Below are 25,281 nucleotides of genomic sequence, written 5' to 3'. Positions count from 1 at the left end.
TCCTAGCCGCTCCCTACCCTGCCTGGGCGCGCCGCCTGCCCTCGGCGGAGAGATTGGACCCGGCAGGGATTGGCAATGAACAGGCCGGCGTTTCGCACCGGCCTGTTCGCACGCGAGTCAGGCGGCCTTGACCTTCAGGTCTTCCTCGCCGCGCACCTTCCTGGTTACGCCAGCGAAGTCGAGCTTGCCGGAACCGAGCACCGGCACTTTCGCCACGACGCGCACTTCGGCCGGCACCATCAGGTCCATGGCGCCGTTCGCCTTGGCGAAGGCCAGGAAGTCCGCGCGGGTGGCGTTAGGCGCTTCCGTGATCAGGATCAGCTTCTCGCCCTTGCGCGCGTCCGGCATCGTGGCGACGGCCGACAGCGAGCCTTTCCAGAGTTCGCCGGCCAGTGCCTCCACCGCGGCCAACGAGACCATCTCGCCGCCGATCTTGGCGAAGCGCTTGGCGCGGCCACGGATCGAGATGAAGCCCGCGTCGTCGACTGTCACGACGTCGCCGGTGTCGTGCCAGCCATCGGCGAGCGGCTCGATCACGCCCGGATTCTCGGTGCGCAAATAGCCGGCCATGACGTTCGGGCCGCGCACGAAGAGCCGGCCGCCTTCATCGACGCCGGGCACCGGCTGCAGCCGATACTCCATGCCGGGCATGATTTTGCCGACGCTGCCCGACTTGTTGTACATCGGCGTGTTGATGGCGATCACCGGCGCGGTTTCGGTCACGCCATAGCCTTCCAGGATGCGCAGGCCGAACTTCTCCATATAGGTCGTGCGCGTGGCGGCCTTGACCGGTTCCGCGCCGGCGAAGCAGTAGCGCACCGAACGGAAGTCGTAAGGGTGCGCCGTGCGGGCGTAGCCCGACAGGAACGTGTCGGTGCCGAAGATGATCGTGGCGTTCGAGGCATAGATCAGTTCCGGCACGATGCGGTAGTGCAGCGGCGAGGGGTAGAAATAGACCGGCACGCCGGAGATCAGCGGCAGCACCGTGCCCGCCGTCATGCCGAAGGAGTGGAAGATCGGCAGCACGTTGAACACCTTGTCGCCCGAGTGGAAGTCGATGCGCGAGGCGGCCTGGGCGGCATTGGCCAGGATGTTGCGGTGGGTGAGCACCACGCCCTTGGGCGTGCCTTCCGAGCCCGAGGTGAACAGGATCGCGGCCGGATCGTCCGCCTTGCGCGCCACCCGCGGGGTCGTCTTGCGGAGCACGCCGAGCAGCTTGTCCTTGAGGCCGATCGTGGCCCGCAGGTCGTCGAGCCAGGCGATGTCTACCGAACGGCCGATCTCCTCGACCACCGGCCCGAGCTTTGCCTGTTCGACGAAGGCGCGGGAGGTGAGCACGGTGCGCACCTCGGCCGCCTTGCAGGCCGACAGGATGTTCGCGGCGCCGGCGGTGAAGTTGATCATCGCGGGAACCTTGCCGGCCGACATCACGCCGAGCAGTGCCGCGCAGGCGCCATTGGCGTTGGGCAGCATGATGCCCAATGTCTGCTGGCCGGCATAGAGATGCTCGAACTTCTCGCCGAGCACGGCGGCGGCCGTCAGCAGCTTGCCGTAGCTCAGCGACCCGGCGACCGGATCCTGCACGGCGAGCTCCTTCATGCCGCGCTCGTTGGCGGTCTCGATGATCTTCTCCAGCACCGTCTTGCCGATGTCCTGAGTGCGGAAGACCAGGTCCGACATCACCTGGTAGAGCGCGGAGCCGGCCGCGGCACGACGCTGGCGGCCCTTCAGTTCCTGCGCGACCTCGAGCTTCACCGGCTCCAGTATGGTCACCTTGACCTTCGGGAACAGGCGGCGGCGCACGTGCTGCGAGGTCAGCCGCGAGAAGTAGCTCTTCTCGAGCCCCTCGATGCGCACCGGCACCACCATCGAGCTGGTCTTGTCGGCCACCATGGCCGCGCCGTCATAGACCTTCATCAGGCCGCCGGTGACGGTGATGCGGCCTTCCGGGAAAATGACCAGCGGGTCGCCGCCCTGCACGATCTTGATCAGCGTGCGGGTCGACATCGGCTTCGCCGGATTGAGCGGCAGCGCGCGAGCAAGCTTCATGAACGGCTTCATCCACCAGGCCTGGGCGATCGTATAGTCGATGGCGAAGACTGGTTCCTCGTCGGTCAGCGTCAGCGCCAGCGGACCGTCGAGGAAGCTGACATGGTTGAGGGCCAGGATCGGCGCCTTGCCGGCCGCCTTGAGGTTTTCGATGCCCTCGATCTCCAGGCGCAGGAATGCGCGGAAGAGGATAGAGACGAAGTCGCGGAAGGGGTTGGTCGGCAGGTATCTCAGCATCAGCCAGGCGGCGATGGCATTGGCCGCGACGAGGCCGAACAGGATGCCCGCGATCGAGACGCCGGCGGCCTGGATCGCGGCGACGAGGATGCCGCCGACGGTCATGAAGCCGGCATTGACGATGCTGACGGCGGCCACGACGCGGGCGCGGCGCGCTTCCGGCGACCAGGCCTGCACGGCGGCGAAGGTCGGCACCACCAGGAAGGCGGCGGCGATGGCCATGCCGGCGAGGTCGATGGCGACACGAATGGTGTTGGGCCCGGCGAAGAAGGCGGCAAGCGTCTCGGCCTTGGGCGAGGGCTGCATGCTGCCGATGGTCCAGGCCAGATGCAGGCCGAACAGTGCCAGCAGCGCGGTGCCGACCGGCGCCGGCAGCAGCACCATGCGTCCTTGCGACATCCAGGCGGCGATGGCCGAGCCGATGGCAATCGAGACGGCGAACACGGCAAGATAGGCGGTGACGGCGATCTCGTTGCCGCCGAGCGAATCCTTGATCAGCGTCGGCAGGATCGACAGCACGATCGCGCCGACCAGCCAGAACCAGGAGGTCATCAGGCCGGCACGCCAGATGCGCGTGTCGGTGCGCAAGTCGGCGACCTGCCGCCAGGTCGAGCGGAAGATGTTCTTGTCGATGGCAAGGTTGGGCGCGGCCGAACCGGTGGACGGGATATAGCGGCTGACGAACCAGCAGCCGACGGCCAGCGCCATCATGATCGGTCCGAACACCCAAACGCCGATGCCGTCGGCGGAGACGACGCCGCCGGCGATGGTGCCGCCGAGGATCGCTGCGAAGGTGGCCGACTCGATCCAGGCATTGGCCTTGGGCAATTCCTTGCGTTCGAGGTGATCGGGCAGGATGCCGTATTTGATCGGCCCGAACAGCGCCGAGATGACGCCGAACATCAACAGCGCCGTCATCAGCACCGGGATCGACGACAGCGCGATGCCGGCGACGGCGACGGCGGCTGCCGCGATCTCGGTGAACTTCAGCCGCCGCGCGATCAGCGCCTTGTCGAAGCGGTCGGCGATCTCGCCGCCAAGCGCCGACAGCAGCAGGAAGGGCGCCATGAAGACAGCGCCCGCCAGCGTCACCAGCGACGCGGCCTGGTCCTTGGCAAGCGTGAACAGAATGAGGAACACCAGCGTGTTCTTCAGGAAATTGTCATTGAAGGCTGAGAGGAATTGCGTCCAGAAGAGAGGCGCGAAGCGCCACGACATCATCAGATGGGTGTTCATGGCAATTTCCATTGGGCAAGTCCGGCTGGCAATCCGATTGGATTGAGCGGACACTTGCGCGGTTTGAGCCTTGTTTATCGGGAAGCCGTTAAGCTTCGTTACTGCGATTCAATCCGAACCATTTGTTTCTTGTTCTCGGCGCCTGGAATCTGTCGTCCACGATCGGTCTCCAGGCCTTCCAGGCACGTGACTGTTTGCGGGCTTGGCCGTCGGCGAGCATCGATATGATCCTTTCGTTTCAGCGTTAAGCCGGACCGGCGCCGGTCTGTTTCAGGCCGGATACAATCCTTGAACATTGTTCACATGCGCAACATAGCACATTGTGAACAGCGTTCAAGAGAAAAATGAACGACGTTCAAGAGCTGGACTGGTAGATTAAAAAAATAGGGGAGGGCAGGAACCGGCGGACATGATGGCGGCGGCGCTGCGCCGCGAGGACATCGGCGCCTGGCGGCCGACATCAAGCTCGTTCGCGCCGACGCAGAAGAGCCAAAAACGGATATGTGAGGCGTTCGCCCGGCTTAGGCGCTATTTGTTCGTGCGTATTTTTTGCCGCGGATTGATGCCGCCGCTGGCCGTTGTGTCGTTCTCGACGTCGCCTTCGGTCGTGTTCTCGCCGAGCTCGAGATCATCGCCTTCCTTGATGCTGCCCTTTGATGTTCCGATGCCCGGATTGTTTTCCAGATCGGCGTCGCTCGGTTTGCGCGATTTGAGATGCTTGGTGCTCATGGCAGGCTCCTTCCAAGATTTGCTGGATGAGGAACTGATTGGCCGAAGCGAATGTTCCCGTGCGCATTTTGGCCGCCGTCCTGTTCCGAGACTCCGACTTTGTCAAAGTCCGAAGGGATAGGTTTCGGGTACACCTGTCCTGGCATGCTCCGGCCCAAGCGACGTCACCGCTTTCGTCTTGTCGAACCAGACAAAGGCGTCGAACTGCCGCGGCAGCGAGACATCGGCATAGTGGCTGCGCAGTTCGGTTTCCGGCCTGTAGATCACGCCGATGAAGCGCTCCAGCCGCCGCTCCAGCAGGCGATGCCTCAGCGCGGCGTCGCGGTCCATATCGAGCAGGAACCGCGACACCCCACTGTCGTGGCAGAGCCGTTCGTAGCTGTCCGCATGCGAAGGGCGCACCCGCATGACCTGCATCGGATCGTCCCAATCCGAAGCTGCGGCTACCGTTCCGGAATGGGTGCCGAAGCCGATCAGCGCCACTTGGTCGCCGAAGCGCTCGCGGCAGAGCTGGCCGATGTTCAACTCCTGCCTGATTGTTCCCATCTCGGTGAAGCGGGCATCGCCGATATGCGAGTTGTGGGCCCAGACGACGGCCTTTGACTCCGAGCCGCGCGCCTCGAGTAGATGCTCTAGCGTCTCGAACATGTGCGTGTCGCGGAGATTCCAGGATTCCGCCCCGCCGTAATACATGATGCGATAGTAGCGTTCAGCGGCTGCGATCAGCCTTGCATTCTGCGTGGCATCGAGAAAGTCGGCGCCGTCCTCTCGAGCGTAGTCGAGCTGCCTTGCAAGCAGCTCCTGACATTGCTCCAGCACGGCTTGTTCGCATTTGCGATAACCGGCGGTGAGCACGGCGCGCCCGTATGTGGAAGGCTCTTTCTGCCACGGAGTCAGGCAGCCATAGCGTTGCCGCGCAGCGGCGGCGGCTTCCGGATCGACCTGGTCGAGATAGCGCAGGACGGCCGCAATCGACGCGCTCATATTGTAGATGTCGAGACCGTAAAAGCCGGCCCGGCGGTTTACATCGTCGAGGCCTCCATTGTGATCCCGCATCCAGCCGACGAATGCGTCGACATCGGTGTTGCGCCACATCCATGTGGGAAAGCGCTGGAACGGCGGCTCTGTGGCCGCGCGCGGCGGTCGATGGCGGACATGGCGGTCAATGGCCGCGGCATCCGGCCAGTCCGCTTCAACCGCGACGATGCTGAAGCCATGCTTTTCGATGAGCCGACGCGTGATCGCGCCGCGCGCCTTGTAGAATTCGGAGGTGCCGTGACTGGCCTCGCCGAGAAGGACAACACGCCGGTCCGCGAAGCGGTCGAACAGATCGCCGAAGGCCGGGTCCTCGAAATCCGGCAGCGGCTCGGCGGCGACCGCGATCATCTCCGGCAGGCTTCTTTCGCGCGGTTGCGGTGTGACCACCGCCGGTCGATCATCTCCGTATCGAGGCCGTTCCGCCCAGCCTTCTTCTCCGATGAGCGGAACGAACTGCACGCCACCGAGGTCTTCCTCCTCGTAGGTCGTCGCGCCGGTCCGGGTGACCTTCAGCAGCCGCTGGTCGTCGACCTCCTTGCCGACGGGGATCACCAGACGGCCACCGACATCGAGCTGTTCCTGAAGCGCCAGCGGCGCGCCGGGACCGGCTGCGGCCACCAATATGGCATCGAACGGAGCGGCGTCGCTCCATCCCTTGGTGCCGTCGCCGGCGCGAACCTCGATATTGTCGTAACCGAGGCGTTCGAACCGCTGCCGGGCGATCTCGGCGAGCATCGCATGGCGCTCTATCGTGTAGACGCGGGCCGCAACACGACTCATCACCGCCGCCGCGTAGCCCGAACCCGTACCAACCTCGAGAACGCGGTCGCCGGGATCGATCTCGGCGGCTTCGATCATGTAGGCGACCATGAAGGGCTGCGAGATCGTCTGACCCTGGCCGATCGGCAGAGGGGTGTCCTCGTAGGCGAATTCCTCGAAATCGGGATCGACAAAGGCCTCGCGTGGGACCTCCCGCATGGCCTCCAGGACCCGGCGGTCGTGAATTCCACGCTGGGCGATCTGGACATCGACCATCCGGCCGCGGGTCAGGGAAAGTTCGGCCATCAATGCCTACCGATCATGGACAAGTACCATCTCTGTCCAGAACCATCCGCGGGCGGGAAAGTTTCATGTCCGGGACGATTTCAAGCATCCTTCGTTACGACGCTCAGAACGGCTTCTCGCCGATCACCTCGAAGCGCTCGACCGCGCAATGGTCGCCGACAAGCGTCAGCACGTCGGTCGAAGGTGGGATAGCGTCGGGCTGCTTCCACTGAATATTGAAAGAATAAACAAAGCGCTCACGGTCGGCGTCGTGCTCCATGCCGACGAAGCGGGCACTGTAGCCAAGCGGCCGTACCATTTCCTCGAGGTCGGGCGGCGCGTTTTTCGGCCAGGAGACCGAAAGGATTGCCCTGTGATTGCGCCGGATCTTGAGGTCGACCCATTTCAGCGCCTGCAGCGTCACCAGCGTCAGCACGGTTGCAATCGCGCCGAGGCCATACTGGCCGCCGCCGAAGGCAAGGCCGATCATGGTCATGATCCACATCGTGGCGGCGGTGGTGACGCCGGTGACCAGATCGCCGCGCCGCAGAATTGCGCCGCCGCCGATGAAGCCGACACCGGTGAGCACGCCGAGCGCAAGACGCATCACATCCATGCGCACGAAGGAGTCCGGTCCTTTGCCCGAGACATCGAGCAGCATGTTGGCCTGGACCATTGCGACACAGGCCGCAAGGCCGACCAGGATGGTCGTCCGCAACCCGGCGGAATGACCGCGGGCCTCGCGGTTCAGGCCAATGAGGAAGCCTGCAAGCAGCGTGACCAGCAGCCGCGCGACGAGGTCCGGCCAGGTCGGATGAAGCGGCATGTCGCAGCAAAGCGGCGTGAGCATGGTCCGTCGGGGCAGCCTAAGCGCGCCCTCCGTTGCGTCTGGAATGCTCAACTAGGCTTGGCCGCTGATGGTTCCCTGGCCGCTACTCCATCATGCGCGAATCGCCTCACCGGACGGCGATGCTCAGCACCAGCGCCAGCACGACGATGCCGACCAGCCCGGCGATGAAGATGATGCGACGGGTGCGCGTGCGCAGGATGATTTCGCCCTGTCGCGCGTCCTGCCCGGAAAATACCGGACCTTCGCTATCGCGGTCCTTGCTCATGGTTGTCTCCTTCCCTGTGAGCGGGCACGGGAGGCGTCAGAGCAGGAACCGTTTTGGCCGGCATGAAGTTCCGCCACGCGGATGCTGAGGCGGGGCAGGGCCGGCTACCGCGACCGGCTGAAAACCGGCCGCGGGAAGTTGGCTCAGCCGAATTTCGGGTCGAGGCTGCCCGACTTGTAGCGCTTGGCCATGTCGGCCAGCGGGATCGGCTTGATCTTCGGCGCGTTTCCGGCGGTGCCGAACTGCTCGAAGCGCTCCTTGCAGAGCTTCTTCATCGCCGCCATCGCCGGCGTCAGATATTTGCGCGGATCGAACTCCGACGGGTTCTCGGTCAGCACCTTGCGGATCGCGCCGGTCAGCGCCATGCGGTTGTCGGTATCGATGTTGATCTTGCGCACGCCATGCTTGATGCCGCGCTGGATCTCTTCCACCGGCACGCCCCAGGTCGGCTTCATCTGGCCGCCATATTTGTTGATGATCTCCTGCAGCTCTTCCGGCACCGAGGACGAGCCGTGCATGACCAGATGCATGTTGGGCAGGCGGCGGTGGATCTCCTCGATCACGTTCATCGCCAGCACCGCGCCGTCCGGCTTGCGCGAGAATTTATAGGCGCCGTGGCTGGTGCCCATGGCGACCGCCAGCGCGTCGACATGCGTGTCGCGCACGAACTGCTCGGCCTGCACCGGGTCGGTCAGCAACTGGTCGTGGCTGATCGCGCCTTCGACGCCGTGGCCGTCTTCCTGCTCGCCGCCGCCGCTCTCCAGAGAGCCCAGCACGCCGATCTCGCCTTCCACCGAGACGCCGCCCCAATGCGCCATGTCGACGACGCGGCGCGTGATGCCGGAATTATAGGCGTAGTCGGCCGGTGACTTGCCGTCTTCCTTCAACGAGCCGTCCATCATCACCGAGGTGAAGCCATACTGGATGGCGGTGACGCAGGTCGCTTCGTTGTTGCCGTGGTCGAGATGCATGCAGACCGGGATGTCGGGATGGATCTCGACCAGCGCGTCGATCAGCTTGGCCAGCACCACGTCATTGGCATAGGCGCGCGCGCCGCGGCTGGCCTGCAGGATGACCGGCGACTTGGTCTCCTCGGCCGCCTCCATGATGGCGAGCCCCTGTTCCATATTGTTCATGTTGAAGGCAGGCACGCCATAGCCATGTTCGGCGGCATGGTCGAGCAATTGTCTCAGTGTGATGCGAGCCAACGAATAGTCTCCCGTATCTGGTTCAAGCCCGTGTTTGAAAAGGCCGCCCGGGCGGGCGGTCCCGTTGCTTCTGGCTGGATTTCGGAGCTACCGCAACCTTTCGGAGCCTTTTCGGCCGCAATTCTTGTTGCAGGGCTGAAATCCGGCCTTGTCGGGGCTAAAGCGCGTCGCGCTGAAACAGATTCAGGCGCCGCGCTTTAGGTTTTTTGCTCTCATGCATGTCGGTCTCCCAAAACCGCTGCGCACTTCTGGGCGACATGCATTAGGCAGCGATCTTTGCGCGCGCGGCGAGGATCTCGACGCAGGCTTTCGCCGCTTCCTTGCCCTTCACGGTGAAATGCTCGTGGAAGAATCGGCGATGCTCGGCGCTATCGTGAAAATTGTGCGGCGTCAGCACCGCCGACAGCACCGGCACGCCGGTCGCGAGCTGCACATTCATCATGCCGTCGATGACGGCGCTCGCCACGAAATCGTGCCGGTAGATGCCGCCATTGACGACGAAGGCGGCGCCGAGGATCGCGGCGTAACGGCCGGTCTCGGCAAGCGTCTTGGCGTGCAGCGGAATCTCGTAAGCGCCCGGCACGTCGAAGACCTCGACGGCAAAGCCGCCGAGCGCGGCAAGCTCCGTCTCGAAGGCCGTCACGCATTGGTCGACTATATCGGCATGCCAACGCGCCCGGATGACGGCGACACGACGGGCAGTATGGTCTTTGAGGAAATGCTGATTCATGGGTCCTTCCTTCCGTTTCGAACCAGAATCAGGACGCACGACGCAAAAATGCGGTCCGCGCGAGCGGACCGTCTTCTGCGTACGTTCTCTTCCATCCGGACTGTAACCGTCGGCTCCGGAATCGCACCGGATCTGCTGACCCTTCCGTTTACGCGGAAGGCGCTCGCGGGCTTGAGCGATCGAAATCGCCCTTACCGCCGGTGGGGACTTTCACCCCGCCCTGAGAACATTAACGCACGTTTTATGGGAGAGCAGGGTGGCGCTGTCAATTGATGATTAGCCGATCTCCCCCCTCGTGGGGGAGATGCCCGGCAGGGAAGAGGGGGGCGAGAAGGATCGCGGCGGGGCAGGATCAAGGTTCCTCGCCCACGAATGTGGGGAGCGGTGGCTCGGCGAGCCGAGACGGAGAGGGGAGCGCCCCACGAAGACCCCCTCTCCGTCCGCGTCGCGGACATCTCTCCCCCCACCAAAGTTGGCGGGGGCGAGGAACACAAGGATAGACGCGTCGGCGGGACAGCGCCCCCCTCTGGCCTGCCGGCCATCTCCCCCACGAGGGGGGAGATCAGCTAGTCACCCACGCTCGGGAAACATCGCCTTCAGCCCCTCGCGCGAGGCCTTGGCCACGCCGCGCTCGGTGATCAGCCCGGTCACCAACTTTGCCGGCGTCACGTCGAAGGCTGGGTTCGCCGCCGGTGTCGCATCCGGTGAGACCCGCACCTGCGCGATCTTGCCGTCAGCCGTCTTCCCCCACACCAGCGAGACCTCGTCGCCGGAGCGCTGCTCGATCGGGATTTCCTTCAGCCCGTCGGCCACTGTCCAGTCGATTGTGGGCGAGGGGAGCGCGACATAGAAGGGCACGTTATTGTCGGCAGCCGCAAGTGCCTTGAGATAGGTGCCGATCTTGTTGCAGACGTCGCCATTGGCCGTGGTGCGGTCGGTGCCGACGATCACCATGTCGATGTCGCCGCGCTGCATCAGGTGGCCGCCGGCATTGTCGACGATCAGCGTGTGCGGCACGCCGTGCCCGGCCATCTCCCAGGCGGTCAGCTGGGCGCCCTGGTTGCGCGGCCTCGTCTCGTCGACATAGACATGCACCGGAATGCCGGCCTCGGTCGCCAGGTAGATAGGCGCGGTGGCGGTGCCGTAGTCGACCGTCGCCAGCCAGCCGGCGTTGCAATGGGTGAGGATGTTGACGCTCTCGCCCGGCTGCTTGCGCGCCGCAATCTCCCTGATGATGGCAAGCCCGTTCTCGCCGATGGCGCGGTTCAGCCCGACATCCTCGTCGGCGATCTCCGCGGCGCGCTTGTAGGCCGCTTCAGCGCGTTCCACCGGCGCGAGCGGCTTGAGGTGCCGGCGCATCTCGTCCAGCGCCCAGCGCAGATTGATGGCCGTCGGCCGTGTCCGGTGCAGCGTCTCCCACACCGCATCGAGCGCTTCGTCCGACGGATCGTCTTTCATCTGGATGGCGACGCCATAGGCGGCGGTGACGCCGATCAGCGGCGCGCCGCGCACCCACATGTCGCGGATCGCGGTGGCGATGCCGGCGACGCTTCCGATCTTCTCGATGCGGAATTCATGCGGCAGCCAGCGCTGGTCGATGATCTCGACCGAGCGCTTGTCGTCGCTGAGCCAGATGGTGCGATAGTGGCGTTCGCCGACGTTCAAAGGCTCTTCTCCTGTTCGATCAGCGCGGCCAGCTTGTTGACCTCGTCGATGCTGTGGATCTGACGCCGGTTGACGGCGATATGGCGTCCGAAGCGCAAGGCCTTGGCTTCACATCTGGCGCGCAGGTTTTGATCGGCAATGGTCTCGAAATCGGCATTGTGGGCGAGGCCCAGGATGCGCCGGTGCACCTCGATGCCGGCAAAGCCGAGCAGGTCGGTCCAGATGGAATGCAGCATGTGGTCGAGCGCCTGCTCGGAGCCGAGCAGGTCGCCCTGATCCTCGAACAGGCTCTTCTGGTAGAGGATACCCGTCCGCACGGTCCGCCACAGATGCGAGAACTCGGCGCGGAAGGTCGCCCAGGTCTCAGCCGTGACGCCGAGCAGATAGGCGCGCATGGAGTCGCGGCTGCCCTTCTCCTCGTGGCCGCGTTGCGAGAAGAAGGCCATCCAGAAATTGGCAAGCAGCATCCCGACATCGAAGGCGATCGGGCCGTAGAAGGCGAATTCCGGATCGATCATCCGGGTCTCGCTGTCGGTCACCATGATAGAGCCGGAATGCAGGTCGCCATGCAGCAGCGTCTCGGCATTGGCGGCGAACAGATGCTTCAGCCGCTGCGCCTCGACCTTGAGGTCGCGGTCGGCGCGCAGCTCGGCGACCAGGCCGTCGAGCTGCGGCGAGGTATGCCGGTTCATCTTGGCGTCGAAATAGGGGTCGGAGAACACCAGGTTCTCGGTGATGTCGCAGAGCTCGACATTGTCGGCGAACAGCGCGAGATCGGCCTTGCGCTCCTTGGCTGCCATCGACAGGTCGGAGCCGCGGAACAGTGTGCGCGCCATGAACAGGCCGATGTCGCGTGCGATATTCGGCAATTCGCGGCCGTCGATGAGCGCGCGCCTGAGGATGATGTGCGGCGGCGCCAGATACTCCATCACGATCAGCGCCTGGCTCTCGTCGAAATGGTAGATCGCTGGCACCGAGCCGGGCGCACGGCGCTCCTGCCGGGTCAGCGCATGATATTCGAAGAAGGAGCGTTTTAAGGGCAGCGGCCAGCTGTCGCCGACCAGCCGCACATAGGGCAGCGCCTGCTTGACCACCGCCGCGCCTTGATCGCCTTCGACGATGAAGACGAGGTTCAGATTGCCGTCGCCGACCTCGCGTACCTTCCAGCGGCTGATGTCGCTGCCGATGCGCTCGGTTAGCGCCGCGGTCTCGCCAAGGCGCTTCGGCAGCGTCTCCACCGACAATGCTTCGAACTTCCCGGTCATGCTCTCCCTCCTGCGCGTGGTTTCCGACGATAGCGGAGCCACGGCGGCGGGGCCAAGCTAGGAAGCGCTCTGGCAAATGTCAATCGTGTTGACAATTGCCGAATGAGCCCATAGCGTCACGATCCGGGAGGAATGGATGGGCGCAGATGCCGTGTTCCATGTGGAGGGCCTGAGGAAATCCTTCGGCCAGAACGAGGTGCTTGGCGGCATCTCGCTCGACCTCTTTGCGGGCGAGGTGACCGTGCTCATGGGCGCCAACGGCGCCGGCAAATCCACCCTGGTCAAGATCGTCAGCGGCGTCTACGAACACGGCGCCGGCTCGATGCGGCTCGCCGGCAAGGCCTTCGACCCGCAAACCCCCGCCGAAGCCATTCGCGCCGGCGTCGTCACCGTGCACCAGAACATCAATGACGGCGTCGTCGCCGACCTCGACGTCGCCACCAATCTGACGCTCGACCGGCTGAGCGGCAAAGGCGCGTCGTTGCTTTTCAAGCCTGCCAATGTCCGCGCCGAGGCGAGAGCCGTCGCCGACCGCATGGGACTTGCCATCGACCTCAAGGCGCGCGTCAGCGACTTGTCGTTGGCGGATCGGCAGATGGTGGCCATCGCCCGCGCCATGGCACATCAGCCCAAGGTGTTGATCCTCGACGAGCCGACCTCCTCGCTGTCGAGCGCCGAGGCCGATCGGTTGTTCTCGCTGATCGACCGGCTGCGCGGGCAGGGCGTGGCCATCCTCTATATCTCGCACCGCATGTCCGACATCAGGCGGCTGGCCGATCGCATCGTGTCGATGCGCGACGGCGTCGTCTCCGGCGTTTTCGACAACAAGCCGCTCGACTATGAGGGCGCCGTCAACGCCATGCTCGGCCGCAAGATCCATCTCGACAAGGTGGTTGCCAGAAGCTCGGCTCGAGCTGTCTTCTTCGCCGAGGGGTTGCGGCTCGCGCAAGGATCGAGACCGATCTCGATGACGCTCGGCGCCGGCGAGGTGGTGGCGATCACCGGCTTGGTCGGCGTCGGCAAGACGGCTTTGGCGGAGACGCTGTTCGGCGTGCGCCGGCCGCTCGCCGGCAGCATGCATATGGACGGCAAGCCCTACGCGCCGGGCTCGGCGCGCGAGGCGATCGCCGCCGGCGTCTTCCTTGTCGCCAAGGACCGCGCCGCGAGCGGCATCGTTGGCGGCTTCAACATCGAACGCAACATCAGCCTGCCGTTCCTCAAACGCATGTCGGACCTCGGCGTCATGAAGAAGCGCGCCGAGCGCGCCGCTGCTCGCCGCCAGATCGACGAGCTCGGCATCGTCTGCCGCTCGGAGAAGGACGAGCTGTCGGCGCTTTCCGGCGGCAACCAGCAGAAGGTGATGGTGGCGCGCTGGATGTCGCAGGCCTCGCGCCTCTTCATCCTCGACGAGCCTTTCCAGGGTGTCGACATTTCGGCGCGTCGCGACATCGCCGCCAAGCTGAGGGCAAGCGCCGACGGCCGCGCGACGCTCGTCTTCGTCACCGAGCTCGACGAGGCGCTGGAGACCGCCGACCGCATCCTGGTGATGTCGGAACACACGATCGTCGGCGAGCACCGCAACGATGACATCGATCTCGACCGGCTGCTGGCGGAAGTGGCCGGCGGACCGCTTCATAGCGCGGCGTGAGATCGCAGGATGACGAGACTCGGAGTGCAGGCATGAGTTCCAGTTTGGCGGGCAAGGCGACGGCGCGGGAGCGTTCGATGACGTTGCGCGATTACGCCATCCGCTACGGCTTCATCGTCCTGCTGGTCGGGTTGATCGCCTATTTCGCGGTCGCCGCCGACGGCTTCGCCTCGCCGCAAAGCGCTGTGTTCATCTTCCAGTCGGTGGCCATCACCGGCGTGCTGGCGCTCGGCGTCACCGCGACGCTCGTCGTCGGCGGCTTTGATCTCTCGATCGGCTCGGTCGCCACCAGCGCCATGATGGCGGCATCCTACGCCATGGTCGTGCTGGAACAGAACGCGATCGTCGCCGTCATCGCCTGCCTGGTCATCGGCGTCATCGTCGGCCTGATCAATGGCTGGCTGATCGTCTATATGCGCGTGCCCGATCTGCTGGCGACGCTCGGCATGATGTTCCTGCTGCTCGGCCTGCAGCGCATTCCGACGGAAGGCCGCTCGATCGCCACCGGCATGACCATGCCCGACGGCTCGGTCGCCAACGGCAAGTTTTCGGAAGCCTTCCTGGCGCTCGGCCGCCACCGCATCGACTTCTTCATCCCGAGCCTGATCCCGGTTTCGGTCGTCGTGCTCGTCGTGCTCGCGGTGCTGATCTGGTTCTTCCTCGAATACACCCGCTTCGGCCGCATGATGTATGCCGTCGGCAGCAATGAGAGGGCGGCCGAGCTCGCCGGCGCGCCTGTCAAGGCATACAAGATCTGGGCTTATGTGATTTCGGGAGTTTTTGCCTCGATCGGCGGGATTTTGCTCGCCGCCCGACTTGGACGCGGCGACATCGCCTCGGGTAATAATCTGTTGCTCGACGCAGTCGCGGCGGCGCTCATCGGCTACGCGGTGCTCGGCGCCGCCAAGCCAAACGCCTTCGGCACGGCTGTCGGCGCGGTGTTCGTCGGCGTCCTGCTGCAAGGCCTGACGATGATGAACGCGCCTTACTACACGCAAGATTTCGTCAAGGGCGCGGTGCTTGTCGTCGCCCTTGTCTTCACCTTCGCCCTTTCCGGCAGGGGCAAGAGATAGTTTCGACCGGGGCATAACAAATGGAGGAAAACGAAGTGAGCATCACAAGAAGACTTTTGGGGAAGGCGGCACTCGGCCTCGCCGGTGCGGCGCTGCTGATGCAGGGAACGGCGCTTGCCGCGGACCGTCCGGCGCCGTTCGATAAGCCCGGCGTCAAGATCGCGCTGGTGCGCTATCTGTCGACCGGCGACTTCTTCCAGGCCTATCTCTCCGGTGTCGAGGCGCAGGCCAAGGCCCTCGGCGTTGACCTGCGCGTGCTGGACAGCCGACAGGATGCGGCGCTCCAGGCCGACATGGTCGACCAGGCCATCGCCCTCGGCGTGCAGGGCATCATCATCCAGCACGGCCTGACGGAATCGATGAAGGACGCCGCCCAGCGCGCTGTTGACGCCGGCATCAAGGTCGTCGCCTTCGACGTCAATGTCGAGAACCCGAAGATCCCGCAGATCGAGCAGTCGGACAAAGACCTTGCCAAGCTGGCGCTCGAGCAGGCGGTCAAGGACAATGGCGAGAGCTGGAAGGCCGGCTATGTCTATGTCGCCGGCATCGCCCCGCTCGACCGACGCAACGAGACCTGGGTCGACGTGAAGAAGAAATATTCGGGCATCAGCGAGGTCGCGATGTTCGGCACGCTCGACAACCCGATCGCCAACTCCGTCGCCAACCAGGCGCGCTCGGTGCTGCAGGCGCATCCCGACATCAAGGTGATGTTCGCGCCTTATGACGAGTTCGCCAAGGGCGTGAAGATCGCCGTCGACGAGGCGGGCCTGAACAAGGGCATCAAGATCTATTCGGCCGACATCTCGACCTCCGACATCGCCGCCATGCGCGAGCCGGACAGCGCCTGGGCGGCGACCGCCGCCACCAACCCGGCCGTCGTCGGCCAGGTCTCGGTGCGTGCGCTGGCGCAGTTGCTCGCCGGCGAGGATCCCGGCCACAACGTCATCGTGCCGCCGACGCTGATCACCCAGAAGGAGCTGATCGACAAGGACATCAAGAACATGGAGGACCTGTCGGCCAAGCTGCCGCAGTTCGCCCATGCCGATGTCGCGATGCCTGCCTGGATGCCGAACCCGAACGCCAAGTAAGGTTCGGACGGTCGCAAATGAAGAGAGCGGTCCAATGGGCCGCTCTCTGCCTTTTCAGCCGGTCCGAGTCAGTCTTATCGCTGCCAGAAGGGCAGCTTCGCGATCTCCGCCTCGACCTCTTTTCTGGTCAGCCCGATGTCGTCGATCAGATGCGGATTGTCCGTCGCCATGCGCTTGAGCTCGAAGCGGAAATAGGCCTGCTTGCGCCGCTCGGCGATAAGGCTGCGCAAGGCCGCCAGGCTAAAGCGCCCGCGCCTTGAGCGCATTGCCGGCGCCGCCGCCAGACACGTAGAGGGCGTGAAGCTATCGTTCATGGCAACCTCCATCGAATGAGGGTTTTGAAACCCTCGACTTGATTGAGATCGCAGTGTGCCGCAGTCGGCCGGCGGCGTAATTAAGCCGTCCCAAATAGTTCTCAAAACTTCCAAATCGGCTATAGATCGCCGCATGCAGGGATCGCGCTTCGCTTTCGGACCGTTCGTGCTTGATCCGGGTGCGGGAACGCTGCTCCGGGGCGATGTTCCCGTCGCCGCCGGCCATCGCGGGCTGAAGCTGCTGGAGGCCCTCGTCGCGCGTCCAGGCGAAATCCTGGCCAAGGCCGAACTGATGGACGCAGCCTGGCCGGGCACCGCGGTCGAGGAAGGCAATCTCACCGTCCAGATCGCGCAGCTCAGGAAGCTGCTTGGTCCGGCGACCGGTGGCGGTGAATGGATCGCCACGGTGCCGCGCGTCGGCTACCGCTTCACAGGTACCGTCGAACGGCCCGACGCCACACGCAAACCCTTGCCGCTGCCCGACAAACCATCGATCGCCGTGCTGCCCTTCGTCAATCTGAGCAGCGATCCCGAGCAGGACTCTTTCGCCGACGGCCTGACCGAAGACCTGATCACCGATCTCTCCCGGATCCCGGGCCTCTTTGTCATCGCGCGCAACTCGGTCTTTGCCTACAAGGGCAAGGCCATGGACGTGCGCGCCATCGCCGGGGAGCTTGGCGTGCGCTACCTGCTGGAAGGCAGCGCCAGGCGCGCCGCTGGGCGCGTGCGCATCAACGCGCAGCTGATCGATGCGCTGAGCGGCGAGCATCTCTGGGCGGAGCGTTTCGATCGCAGCCTTGAGGATATTTTCGCCGTTCAGGACGAGGCGACGGCCAAGATCGTCGAGGCGCTGCTTGGGCGGCTGCGCGCGTTGCCGGAGCGCAACCGGCCGAAGAATCTCGAAGCCTATGATCTCGTGCGGGCGCGAAAATTGTTCGACGAGTCACCGCAAATGGCGCGCGAAGCGCATCTGATGCTGACGCGTGCGGTTTCGCTCGACCCGGACTACGCCGAGGCCTATCGCTGGCTTGCGATGAACCACTGGATGGGCTGGTGCATTGGGGCGAGCCGTTCGAGCCTGCCCGCAGCACGGCCCTGGAACTGGCGCGCAAGGCTGTGGCGATCGATCCCAACGATGCCGGTTGCCGCTGGGTTCTGGCGAATCTTCTTGCCTATGAACGCGATTTCGAACGGTCCGAGGCGGAATTCGCCAAGGCGATCGAGCTCGACCCGAACGAGGCGGATATCTGGGCGACATTGTCCGATATCGACGTGCTGGGCGGGCGGGTGGACAAAGGCCTGGAGCACATCCGCAAGGCCTTCCGGCTCAACCCCTTTCCGCCGAGCTGGTATTATCTGACGCTCGGCCAGGCACAGTATGCGGCCCGTGACTATGAGGCCGCCGTCGAGACGCTGCGTCGCGACGAGACCTACCGCACGAGTTCGCGCCGCTTTCTGGCGGCAAGCCTGGCGCAGCTCGGCCGTCTCGACGAGGCGCGCACAGAGGTCGCGCTGTTCCTCGTCGGCAATCCGCATTTCTCCACGCAGCGCTGGGTTGAGACGGAGCCGTTCCGCGACGACGCGATGCTTGAGCATTTCGTCGACGGCTTCCGCAAGGCTGGCCTGCCGGAGTGATGCTACGACGCAGCCAACCGGCCGCTGCCGAGATTTTGAATCCTCAGATTTTTCTCACCGGCCGGCGCGCGCCAGCCCATGCGCCACCAGACGGTCGATGACCTCCGGATAGCTGACGCCGCTCGCCGCCATCTCCTTGGCGTACATGCTGATGTTGGTGAAGCCGGGAATGGTGTTGAGCTCGTTGATCAGGAAATTCATGTCCGGCATCAGGAAGAAGTCGACGCGGGCCATGCCCTCGCAACCGAGCGCCCTGAACGCCCTTGCAGCCGCATCGCGCATGGCATCCTCGACCTCCTGCGGCAGCTCGGCTGGCACGATCAGTGCCGCGCCATTCTCGTCGATATATTTGGCGTTGTAGTTGTAGAAACCGTGGCTCTGCGCAGGCACGATCTCGCCCGGCCGCGAGACGAAGAGTTCCCCCGCGGGGTTCTCCAGCACGCTGAATTCGATCTCGCGGCCACGAACGAATTCCTCTGCCAGCAGCTTGCGATCATGTTGGAAGGCTTCGGCCAGGGCCCGATCGAACTCCTGGCTGGCATTGACCTTCGCGACGCCGACCGACGAGCCCTGCCGCGCCGGCTTGATGAACAGCGGCAGGCCGAGTTGGTCTTCCAGTTCGGCGAGCGAAGGCGCGGCACCTTCACCGATCGTCACCGAGCGCGCGACAGGCAATCCGGCCGCTTTCAGCAGCCGCTTGGCGATATCCTTGTCGAGTGCCGTCGCGGAGCCGAGGATGCCGCAGCCGGCGAGCGGCACGCGCGCCACCTCGGCCAGGCCCTGCACCGCGCCGTCCTCGCCATGCGGGCCGTGCAGGACCGGAAACAGGATATCGATGGCGGGCAGGTCGTGGGGCACGCCGCCGGCAGGGATCGCCAGCATCCGTCCATGGCCGCCCGGCACCAGGCAGAGCTGCGTGCCGGCCGACGGCGTCGCCAGCGCGCCATCCTCGAAGCGGCTCAGCAGCCATTGCCCTTCGCGGGTGACGAAGATCGGCACGGCGTCGTATTTCGCCAGCTCCAAAGCAGCCATGACGTTGGTTGCCGAAAGCAGCGATACTTCATGCTCGGCGGAGCGCCCGCCGAAGAGCACGCCGATACGAAGTCTTGTAGCCGCCATCTGGAGCTCCACCAATGATCAACGTTGGAGCCCCATGCGAAACACGAGGCGCCCCTTGGCTGAGCAATACGCGAAGGATTGGAGTGGATTTTGACGGGTACGAGCAGTTCTTCAGCAGAAACGCGAAAGGCCTTCAGTCCGGAACGGCGTCAACAGGGAGACGGAGCGGTCGTCGTTTTCGTAGAACGGTGAACCGCTCCAGAAGTGGGTGCCTCTGCCTGGTCAGCGCAGCGCGGCCGCGATGTTGCCACCGTCAGTCGCGGCCCTCACTCGTTGAAAAGGTCCGAATGAGAACCGGTTCGTGCAAGCTGCAGTTCGTCATTAGCAACGCGGTAGATCAAAAGCCAATCCGGTTCGATGTGAGCATCGCGATAGCCATTCCATTCGCCTTTCAGCGGGTGGTCCTTGTAAATCGGCGGCAGTTGATGCTCGCCGATCAGGAGACCCAATATCTCACGCAATTTGCCAAGGTCTTTGCCACGCTTCTCCATACGCTTCACATCCCGGCGAAATTGCCCGGAGCGAACGGGGATCAACATGTCAGATTTCCAGATCCTTGAACAACTCTTCGGCCGAGGCGAAACGCTTGCCTTTGCCCTTCTCCAATTCGGCCATGGCCTTTCGTGTGGTTGCGTTCGGGACTTTCACCGGAAAGGGAAATTCCTTGTCGGCGGCGACACGGACCAGCAGCAGGCGAATGGCGTCGGAAACCGACAGGCCCATAGCCGCCAAGGCTTCCGTGGCCTGATCCTTGGTTGCGCTATCGATCCGGGCGCGGACTACCGTATCTGTTGCCATATCCGACTCCTTTTCAGCTACAATGTAGCTACAAAAGGGCATTCCCGCAAGCCTGCAGTTTTACAGGACTGGCATTAGCGCAGCGCTGCCGCGATGTTGCCGCCGTCGACCGTCGTCACATCCGCCGTGGTGCGTTCGGCCAGCGCCTGGTGCAGGAAGGCCTGCGCGACGTCGTCGGCCGTCACTTCCTGCCCGAGCAGATTGCCGGACATGTATTCCTTTTCAGACAAGCCGCGGGCGCCGGACCGGCTGGCGATCATCGCGTCGGTCAAGAGACCCGAGCGGATGCGGTCGGCATTGACCGCATTGGAACGGATGCCATGCGCGCCGTAGTCAAGCGCATATTGCCGCGACAGGAACAATGTCGCGGCTTTCGGGATGCCGTATGCGCCGAATTTCGGGCCGGGATTGATCGCCTGCTTGGAGGTGTTGAACAGCAGCACGCCGCCCGTGCCCTGTTCCAGCATGATGCGCACTGCGTTCTGCGCCGCCGACTGGTGGGCGAAGAAATTGAGCTCGAAGCTCTTGCGCAGCGCGGCGTCGTCCAATTCGCCGATGCGGCCTTCCCAGGCTGCACCCGCATTCGAGACCAGGATGTCGACGCCGCCATAGATGGCGACCGCCTTGTCGAAGGCGGCGCGCATCTCGGCAGGCTTGGTGATGTCGGCGCCGACGCCGATCGAGTTGTTGCCGGCCGCCTTCGCCGCTTCCGCGGCCTTGGCGGGATCGAGGTCAACGATCACCGCATGGGCGCCGTTGGCGGCGAACAGCTTTGCCGTCGCGGCGCCGATGGCGCCGGCGCCGCCGGTGATCAGCACCACCTGGCCGGTCAGCGGCTTCGGCTTGTTCGAAGCGAGCTTGGCCTGCTCGAGCGACCAGTATTCGAGCGGGAAGAGATCGGCCTTGGAGAGCGGATGGAAATTGCCGATGGCTTCCGCGCCGCGCACCGCCTCGATCCACATCTCGCCGACATCCGACGCGATCTTGGCATCCTTGAGCGTGCGGCCATGGCCGAACATGCCGAGGCCCGGCACCAGCGTCAGGCGCGGCATCGGGTCGAGCATGGTGCGCTTGACGTCGTCCAGCGCGTCATTGGTCTCGAAATAGGCGGTGTAGTCCTTGACGAAGGCATCGACATGGCTGCGGATGACAGCCTTGTAATCGCCGAGCTTGTCCACGTCGGGCGCCGGTACCGCCATCGGCCCGGTCTTGATGCGGATCGACAGGTCCGGCGTCGAAACGCCGCGCCCGGCCAGCTCGGCGATCTTGGCGGAATTGATGAAGTCGACGATCGCGTCCGAGGTGCGGAAGTCGCTGATCATGCGGTCGAAGCGGCCTTCGCCGCGCGCCACGGCAACGGCACCGCGCAGCGTCGGCGCGATGTCGCTGGGCTTGGCAAGCTTTGCCGGCAATGCTGCCTTGGCCGGCTGCGGCTTGCCGTTCCTGGCGACATAGTCCTCGGCCATGGTCACATAGTGGATCATGCGGTCATAGGCCCGCTTGGCATCGTCGCCGAAGGTGAAGATGCCGTGCTTGTCGAGGATGAGGCCGTCGACTTTTTGGTCGGCGTCGAAGACTTCCGCCGCGGCCTTGGCGAGGTCGAAGCCCGGCTTGATGTAGGGCACGTAACCCATCTTGTCGCCGAACACGGTCTTGATCAGCGGCTTGCTGTCTTCCTGGTCGACGATGGCCAGGATCGCCGTCGAATGCGTGTGATCGACAAAACGGTGAGGCAGAAAGGCATGCAGCAGCGTTTCGACCGACGGGTTGGGCGAGGACGGATCGATGAGGTTGGAGCGCTGCAGCGCCACCATGTCCTCGTCGGAGAGCTTGTCCAAAGAGCGCGCCTTGAGCAGCGCGCCCATCTTCACCGCCGGCAGGCCTTGCGGTTCGATGACGGCCATGTCCCAACCACTGCCCTTGACGCAGAGCACGTCCCATTCGTCGCCGACCAGATCGGTGGCTTTGGTCTTGCAGGAGGTGTTGCCGCCGCCATGCAGCACCAGGCGCGGCTCGCCGCCGAGCAGCCGGGTCGTGTAGACGCGCAGCGCAAGGTCCCGGCCGACGCCCTTCCTGGCGTAGTCGGCAACCATCTTTTCCGCGTCGGCGTCATTCCAAAGGTTCTGCATGTCGATCCGTCCGATTCCGTCTTTTCTTGCTCAGGAACAGAAGGCCGCGACGTCGTGATGACAGAAGCGGCGAGGGTGGTTTTCTACGAGGCCTTTTTCGTTGCCGCGCCGGCGTGCTGGAGCAGGCGCTCGGCCATATGCGCGCCGACCACCAGATGCGTGCACAGCCCGCCGGCGATGGCCGCAAGCAGCGGCTCGAACTTGGTGTCTTCCTGCACCACCATCAGTTGCTTCTCGATGGCGCGTAGCGAGGCGAGCTCGGCGGAAATGACGCGCCTGTTGTAGCTGCAGTCGAGCACTTCGCCCCTGGTGTCGATGATCTGCCCGGCGATGACGCCGGCGGCACCTTGGCTGCGCAACGCTTCCATCTCGGCCGGCGACAGCGCGCCGCATTTCACCAGATGGCTGTCGGCGTCGACCGCGCCCACCGAATAAAGCGCCAGATCGCAATCGGCGATGCCGGCCAGCTGGTCGCGGATCACCGGCTCGGCGCGCAAACCTTGCGCCAGGCCTTCCGTCGACAGAACCAGCGGGGCGTAGAAGTTGAGGCCCTTGGCATTCAGCCGTCGCGCGATCTCCATCGTGCACTGGTCGGGCCGGTAGGAATAGGGCGCGCCGAGATTGCCGCAGAGCTGCACCACGGTGACGTCCTGCAGGTCGGCATAGGACATGATGTCGGCAATGGTGTAGACGGTGCGGCCCCAGGCGACGCCGATGCGGTCGCCTTTTTTTACCAGCTCGAGAAAGACGCTCGCCGCAAGCACGGCGATATCGGTCGAGGGATCGGCGAGGTAAGCATTTTCCGGCGCGATCCAGACGGCGTCGAGCCCGAAGGCGTCTTCAACCTTGCGCGCCATGATGTCGTCGGTGAAGAGCTGGGTCGAGGTCGAGATGTTGACGATGCCGGTCTCGCGCGCCTTGCGCAGATACATGGCGACCGAGGCGCGAGAAATGTTGAGCTGGCTCGCCACTTCGTCCTGACGCAGGCCATGCGCATAGTAAAGCCAGGCGGCCTTGTGGATGAGCTGTTCTGCCGGTCTGATCGCCATGCCGCCTCCTTGGCTGACATTAGTCACGGCTCTCGACAAAAGTCAAATTTGCCTGCGCGAGCTGCGATCGTCCCGCGGCGCGGCCCAATCCGGATCGCCATTCCACCAAGCCGGCGCAGCATAGCATTTTCAGCCGCGGCAGGGGGATAGCGTGACGGCGGGCCTAAGGTTAGAAAGCTCGAAAAGAACATCGGGGAGAACGGGATGGCCAATCCCTACGAACAGGATCTCGACAGGAACGCTGCCAACCACCAGCCGCTGACGCCGCTCACCTATCTTGAGCGCGCGGCCAAGACCTATCCCGACCATGTCGCCATCATTCATGGCAACCAGCGCATCACCTATCGCGACTTTTGGCGCCGCTCGCTGAAGCTCGCTTCGGCGCTTGCGAAACGTGGCGTCGGCAAGGGCGATACGGTGACGGTGATGTTGTCCAACACGCCGCCGATGCTGGAAGCCCATTTCGGCGTGCCGATGACCAAGGCGGTTCTTCATTCGCTGAACACCCGCCTCGACGCCGCCGTCATCGCGTTCCAGCTCGACCATGCCGACAGCAAGGTGCTGATCGTCGACCGCGAGTTCTCGGGTGTCGTCAAGGACGCGCTGGCCTTGGCCAAGGTGAAGCCATTGGTCATCGACTATGACGATCCGGACTATGCCGCCGACGCGCCCTATCCGAAGGGCGAACGGATCGGCTCAGCTGATTACGAGGAGTTCGTCGCCGCTGGCGACGAGACCTTCGCCTGGTCGATGCCCGATGACGAGTGGGACGCCATCTCGCTCAACTACACCTCCGGCACCACGGGCAATCCGAAGGGCGTCGTCTATCACCATCGCGGCGCAGCACTTATGGCCTATACCAACACCATCCATGCCGGCATGGCCAAGCATGCGGTCTATCTCTGGACGCTGCCGATGTTCCATTGCAACGGCTGGTGCTTCCCCTGGACCTTGGCCGTGCAGGCCGGCACCCATGTCTGCCTGCGCTGGGTGCGGGCGAAGCCGATATACGACGCCATCGCCGACCACGGCGTCACGCATCTGTGCGGCGCGCCGATCGTCATGTCGGTGCTGATCAATGCCAAGGACGAGGACAAGCGGCAGTTCGCGCAGACCGTCACCTTCAACACCGCCGCAGCGCCCCCGCCGGAGGCCGTGCTGTCCGGCATGGCCGATGCCGGCTTTGCCGTCACCCATCTCTACGGCCTGACCGAAACCTACGGCCCGGCCGTCGTCAACGAATGGCACAATGAGTGGGACGCGCTGGAGAAGGGACCGAGGACGCAGAAGAAAGCGCGCCAGGGCGTGCGCTATGCCGCGCTCGAAGGTCTTGCGGTGATGGATCCCGGGACGATGTCGGAGACGCCGGCCGACGGCGAGACCATCGGCGAGGTCATGTTCCGCGGCAACATCGTCATGAAGGGCTATCTGAAGAACCGCAAGGCGACCGACGAGGCCTTCGCCGGCGGCTGGTTCCATTCCGGCGATCTCGGCGTCATGCATCCGGACGGCTATATCCAGTTGAAGGACCGCTCGAAGGACATCATCATCTCGGGCGGCGAGAACATCTCGTCCATCGAGGTCGAGGACGCGCTCTACAAGCATCCGTCGGTTGCCTCCTGCGGCGTGGTTGCCCGCGCGGATGACAAATGGGGCGAGGTCCCGGTCGCCTATGTCGAGCTGAAGCCCGGCAAGAGCGCGACCGAGGCCGAGATCATCGAGCACTGCCGAGGGCTGCTGGCGCGCTTCAAGGTGCCGAAGGCGGTGATGTTTGCCGAAATCCCGAAGACCTCGACGGGGAAGATCCAGAAGTTCAGGCTACGGGAGATGGCGAAGGGGGTGTAGTTCGGCGAGGCGAAGCCGACGTCGGCGGGACAGCGCCCCCCTCTGTCCTGCCGGACATCTCCCCCACGAGGCAGGGATGTCCGGGGAAAGTTATTCATATGCGAAGCCCAACTGGTTTGGGGAGGTCCGGGCCATTCGGCGGCTCGGATTGACCGGCGGCGGCTTGTTGATGGCCTCGATTCTTCGGCGCTCGAAGAGGCATTGGGTGACCAGATCGGTGAAGCGCAGGATGGGCATGGCGATGCGGCAGGCGCGGGCGGCGATGCG

At 64.3% G+C, this 25,281-nt stretch carries 19 protein-coding genes, 2 pseudogenes and 1 riboswitch; of the genes and pseudogenes, 5 read left to right on the top strand and 16 right to left on the bottom strand.

Going from position 1 to position 25,281, the window contains the following annotated elements; all coding sequences use genetic code 11:
* Nucleotides 1-117: 117 nt before the first annotated feature.
* From FJ419_RS18425 to mtnK, 9 genes are all read right to left on the bottom strand, one after another.
* Nucleotides 118-3,522 carry an acyl-[ACP]--phospholipid O-acyltransferase gene (locus tag FJ419_RS18425; RefSeq protein WP_140696415.1) on the bottom strand — a complete coding sequence of 1,135 codons (3,405 nt, stop codon included), beginning with the start codon at nt 3,520-3,522 and terminating at the stop codon, nt 118-120.
* A gap of 528 nt (nt 3,523-4,050) precedes the next feature.
* The gene (locus FJ419_RS18420; protein ID WP_140696412.1) at nt 4,051-4,251 is read right to left on the bottom strand and encodes a hypothetical protein; all 201 of its coding nucleotides are present in this window, start codon (nt 4,249-4,251) and stop codon (nt 4,051-4,053) included.
* A 102-nt stretch (nt 4,252-4,353) separates the two neighbouring features.
* Nucleotides 4,354-6,354: a protein-L-isoaspartate(D-aspartate) O-methyltransferase gene (locus tag FJ419_RS18415; RefSeq protein WP_140696409.1), complete on the bottom strand. Its 2,001-nt coding sequence runs from the start codon at nt 6,352-6,354 to the stop codon at nt 4,354-4,356.
* Between the two features lie 103 nt (nt 6,355-6,457).
* Nucleotides 6,458-7,183, bottom strand: coding sequence for an MgtC/SapB family protein (locus FJ419_RS18410; RefSeq protein WP_140696406.1), 726 nt, complete (start codon nt 7,181-7,183; stop codon nt 6,458-6,460).
* A gap of 106 nt (nt 7,184-7,289) precedes the next feature.
* A complete protein-coding gene (locus FJ419_RS18405; protein ID WP_140634712.1) occupies nt 7,290-7,448 on the bottom strand; it encodes a peptide ABC transporter permease in 159 nt (52 codons plus the stop codon).
* 143 nt (nt 7,449-7,591) lie between these two features.
* Nucleotides 7,592-8,656, bottom strand: a complete 1,065-nt coding sequence (fba, locus tag FJ419_RS18400; protein WP_041005077.1) for a class II fructose-bisphosphate aldolase — start codon at nt 8,654-8,656, stop codon at nt 7,592-7,594.
* Between the two features lie 262 nt (nt 8,657-8,918).
* Nucleotides 8,919-9,386 (bottom strand): 6,7-dimethyl-8-ribityllumazine synthase, encoded by a 468-nt coding sequence (locus FJ419_RS18395; protein ID WP_140696402.1) that lies wholly within the window; start codon nt 9,384-9,386, stop codon nt 8,919-8,921.
* A 79-nt stretch (nt 9,387-9,465) separates the two neighbouring features.
* A riboswitch (FMN riboswitch) is annotated at nt 9,466-9,618 on the bottom strand.
* A gap of 338 nt (nt 9,619-9,956) precedes the next feature.
* On the bottom strand, nt 9,957-11,051 hold the full coding sequence (gene mtnA, locus FJ419_RS18390; RefSeq protein WP_140696399.1) for an S-methyl-5-thioribose-1-phosphate isomerase: 1,095 nt from the start codon (nt 11,049-11,051) through the stop codon (nt 9,957-9,959).
* Complete coding sequence (gene mtnK, locus FJ419_RS18385) at nt 11,048-12,316, bottom strand: S-methyl-5-thioribose kinase (protein ID WP_140696394.1); 1,269 nt, start codon at nt 12,314-12,316, stop codon at nt 11,048-11,050. The genes mtnA and mtnK overlap by 4 nt, the downstream gene beginning before the upstream one ends.
* Nucleotides 12,317-12,452: 136 nt before the next feature.
* Here mtnK and FJ419_RS18380 point away from each other — a divergent pair, with 136 nt between their 5' ends.
* The 3 genes from FJ419_RS18380 to FJ419_RS18370 all read left to right on the top strand — a co-directional run bounded on the left by FJ419_RS18380 (nt 12,453) and on the right by FJ419_RS18370 (nt 16,125).
* Entirely contained in the window at nt 12,453-13,964 is a 1,512-nt protein-coding gene (locus FJ419_RS18380) for a sugar ABC transporter ATP-binding protein (protein ID WP_140696391.1), read from the top strand.
* Nucleotides 13,965-14,041: 77 nt separating this feature from the next.
* Complete coding sequence (locus tag FJ419_RS18375) at nt 14,042-15,037, top strand: ABC transporter permease (protein WP_140696761.1); 996 nt, start codon at nt 14,042-14,044, stop codon at nt 15,035-15,037.
* Nucleotides 15,038-15,072: 35 nt separating this feature from the next.
* Complete coding sequence (locus FJ419_RS18370) at nt 15,073-16,125, top strand: substrate-binding domain-containing protein (protein ID WP_140696388.1); 1,053 nt, start codon at nt 15,073-15,075, stop codon at nt 16,123-16,125.
* A gap of 74 nt (nt 16,126-16,199) precedes the next feature.
* Here FJ419_RS18370 and FJ419_RS18365 read toward each other — a convergent pair whose 3' ends face one another.
* Nucleotides 16,200-16,391 (bottom strand): DUF1127 domain-containing protein, encoded by a 192-nt coding sequence (locus FJ419_RS18365; protein WP_140696758.1) that lies wholly within the window; start codon nt 16,389-16,391, stop codon nt 16,200-16,202.
* A 181-nt stretch (nt 16,392-16,572) separates the two neighbouring features.
* Here FJ419_RS18365 and FJ419_RS18360 point away from each other — a divergent pair.
* Nucleotides 16,573-18,074 (top strand): annotated as a pseudogene (locus tag FJ419_RS18360) (winged helix-turn-helix domain-containing tetratricopeptide repeat protein).
* Nucleotides 18,075-18,128: 54 nt separating this feature from the next.
* Here the strand turns inward: FJ419_RS18360 and FJ419_RS18355 are convergent.
* The 5 genes from FJ419_RS18355 to FJ419_RS18335 form a co-directional block, all read right to left on the bottom strand.
* Entirely contained in the window at nt 18,129-19,193 is a 1,065-nt protein-coding gene (locus FJ419_RS18355) for a D-alanine--D-alanine ligase family protein (RefSeq protein ID WP_140696385.1), read from the bottom strand.
* Nucleotides 19,194-19,459: 266 nt separating this feature from the next.
* Nucleotides 19,460-19,732, bottom strand: a complete 273-nt coding sequence (locus tag FJ419_RS18350) for a type II toxin-antitoxin system YafQ family toxin (RefSeq protein ID WP_140696381.1) — start codon at nt 19,730-19,732, stop codon at nt 19,460-19,462.
* A gap of 1 nt (nt 19,733) precedes the next feature.
* Nucleotides 19,734-19,991, bottom strand: a complete 258-nt coding sequence (locus tag FJ419_RS18345) for a type II toxin-antitoxin system RelB/DinJ family antitoxin (RefSeq protein WP_140696755.1) — start codon at nt 19,989-19,991, stop codon at nt 19,734-19,736.
* 74 nt (nt 19,992-20,065) lie between these two features.
* A complete protein-coding gene (locus tag FJ419_RS18340) occupies nt 20,066-22,120 on the bottom strand; it encodes a bifunctional aldolase/short-chain dehydrogenase (protein WP_140696378.1) in 2,055 nt (684 codons plus the stop codon).
* Between the two features lie 83 nt (nt 22,121-22,203).
* Nucleotides 22,204-23,169 carry a sugar-binding transcriptional regulator gene (locus FJ419_RS18335; protein WP_140696375.1) on the bottom strand — a complete coding sequence of 322 codons (966 nt, stop codon included), beginning with the start codon at nt 23,167-23,169 and terminating at the stop codon, nt 22,204-22,206.
* A gap of 204 nt (nt 23,170-23,373) precedes the next feature.
* On the opposite strand from FJ419_RS18335, the gene FJ419_RS18330 reads away from it, so the two are divergent.
* Nucleotides 23,374-25,014: an acyl-CoA synthetase gene (locus tag FJ419_RS18330; protein ID WP_140696372.1), complete on the top strand. Its 1,641-nt coding sequence runs from the start codon at nt 23,374-23,376 to the stop codon at nt 25,012-25,014.
* 90 nt (nt 25,015-25,104) lie between these two features.
* Here FJ419_RS18330 and FJ419_RS18325 read toward each other — a convergent pair.
* A pseudogene (locus FJ419_RS18325) lies at nt 25,105-25,281 on the bottom strand (IS4 family transposase); the annotation flags it as partial.

The sequence above is a fragment of the Mesorhizobium sp. B2-6-2 genome (assembly GCF_006440615.1).
GTDB lineage: Bacteria > Pseudomonadota > Alphaproteobacteria > Rhizobiales > Rhizobiaceae > Mesorhizobium.
The sequence above is the reverse complement of the archived record's forward strand: the minus strand, read 5'-3'. Positions and strand labels throughout refer to the sequence as shown.

Coding starts and splice junctions, on each gene's coding strand:
- FJ419_RS18330 (WP_140696372.1), top strand. CDS start 23,374: ATGGCCAATCCCTACGAACAGGATCTCGACAGGAACGCTGCCAACCAC.
- mtnK (WP_140696394.1), bottom strand. CDS start 12,316: ATGACCGGGAAGTTCGAAGCATTGTCGGTGGAGACGCTGCCGAAGCGC.
- FJ419_RS18335 (WP_140696375.1), bottom strand. CDS start 23,169: ATGGCGATCAGACCGGCAGAACAGCTCATCCACAAGGCCGCCTGGCTT.
- FJ419_RS18365 (WP_140696758.1), bottom strand. CDS start 16,391: ATGCGCTCAAGGCGCGGGCGCTTTAGCCTGGCGGCCTTGCGCAGCCTT.
- FJ419_RS18380 (WP_140696391.1), top strand. CDS start 12,453: ATGGGCGCAGATGCCGTGTTCCATGTGGAGGGCCTGAGGAAATCCTTC.
- FJ419_RS18395 (WP_140696402.1), bottom strand. CDS start 9,386: ATGAATCAGCATTTCCTCAAAGACCATACTGCCCGTCGTGTCGCCGTC.
- FJ419_RS18340 (WP_140696378.1), bottom strand. CDS start 22,120: ATGCAGAACCTTTGGAATGACGCCGACGCGGAAAAGATGGTTGCCGAC.
- FJ419_RS18410 (WP_140696406.1), bottom strand. CDS start 7,183: ATGCTCACGCCGCTTTGCTGCGACATGCCGCTTCATCCGACCTGGCCG.
- FJ419_RS18420 (WP_140696412.1), bottom strand. CDS start 4,251: ATGAGCACCAAGCATCTCAAATCGCGCAAACCGAGCGACGCCGATCTG.
- FJ419_RS18415 (WP_140696409.1), bottom strand. CDS start 6,354: ATGGCCGAACTTTCCCTGACCCGCGGCCGGATGGTCGATGTCCAGATC.
- FJ419_RS18355 (WP_140696385.1), bottom strand. CDS start 19,193: ATGGCGGCTACAAGACTTCGTATCGGCGTGCTCTTCGGCGGGCGCTCC.
- FJ419_RS18350 (WP_140696381.1), bottom strand. CDS start 19,732: ATGTTGATCCCCGTTCGCTCCGGGCAATTTCGCCGGGATGTGAAGCGT.
- FJ419_RS18345 (WP_140696755.1), bottom strand. CDS start 19,991: ATGGCAACAGATACGGTAGTCCGCGCCCGGATCGATAGCGCAACCAAG.
- FJ419_RS18405 (WP_140634712.1), bottom strand. CDS start 7,448: ATGAGCAAGGACCGCGATAGCGAAGGTCCGGTATTTTCCGGGCAGGAC.
- FJ419_RS18375 (WP_140696761.1), top strand. CDS start 14,042: ATGACGTTGCGCGATTACGCCATCCGCTACGGCTTCATCGTCCTGCTG.
- FJ419_RS18425 (WP_140696415.1), bottom strand. CDS start 3,522: ATGAACACCCATCTGATGATGTCGTGGCGCTTCGCGCCTCTCTTCTGG.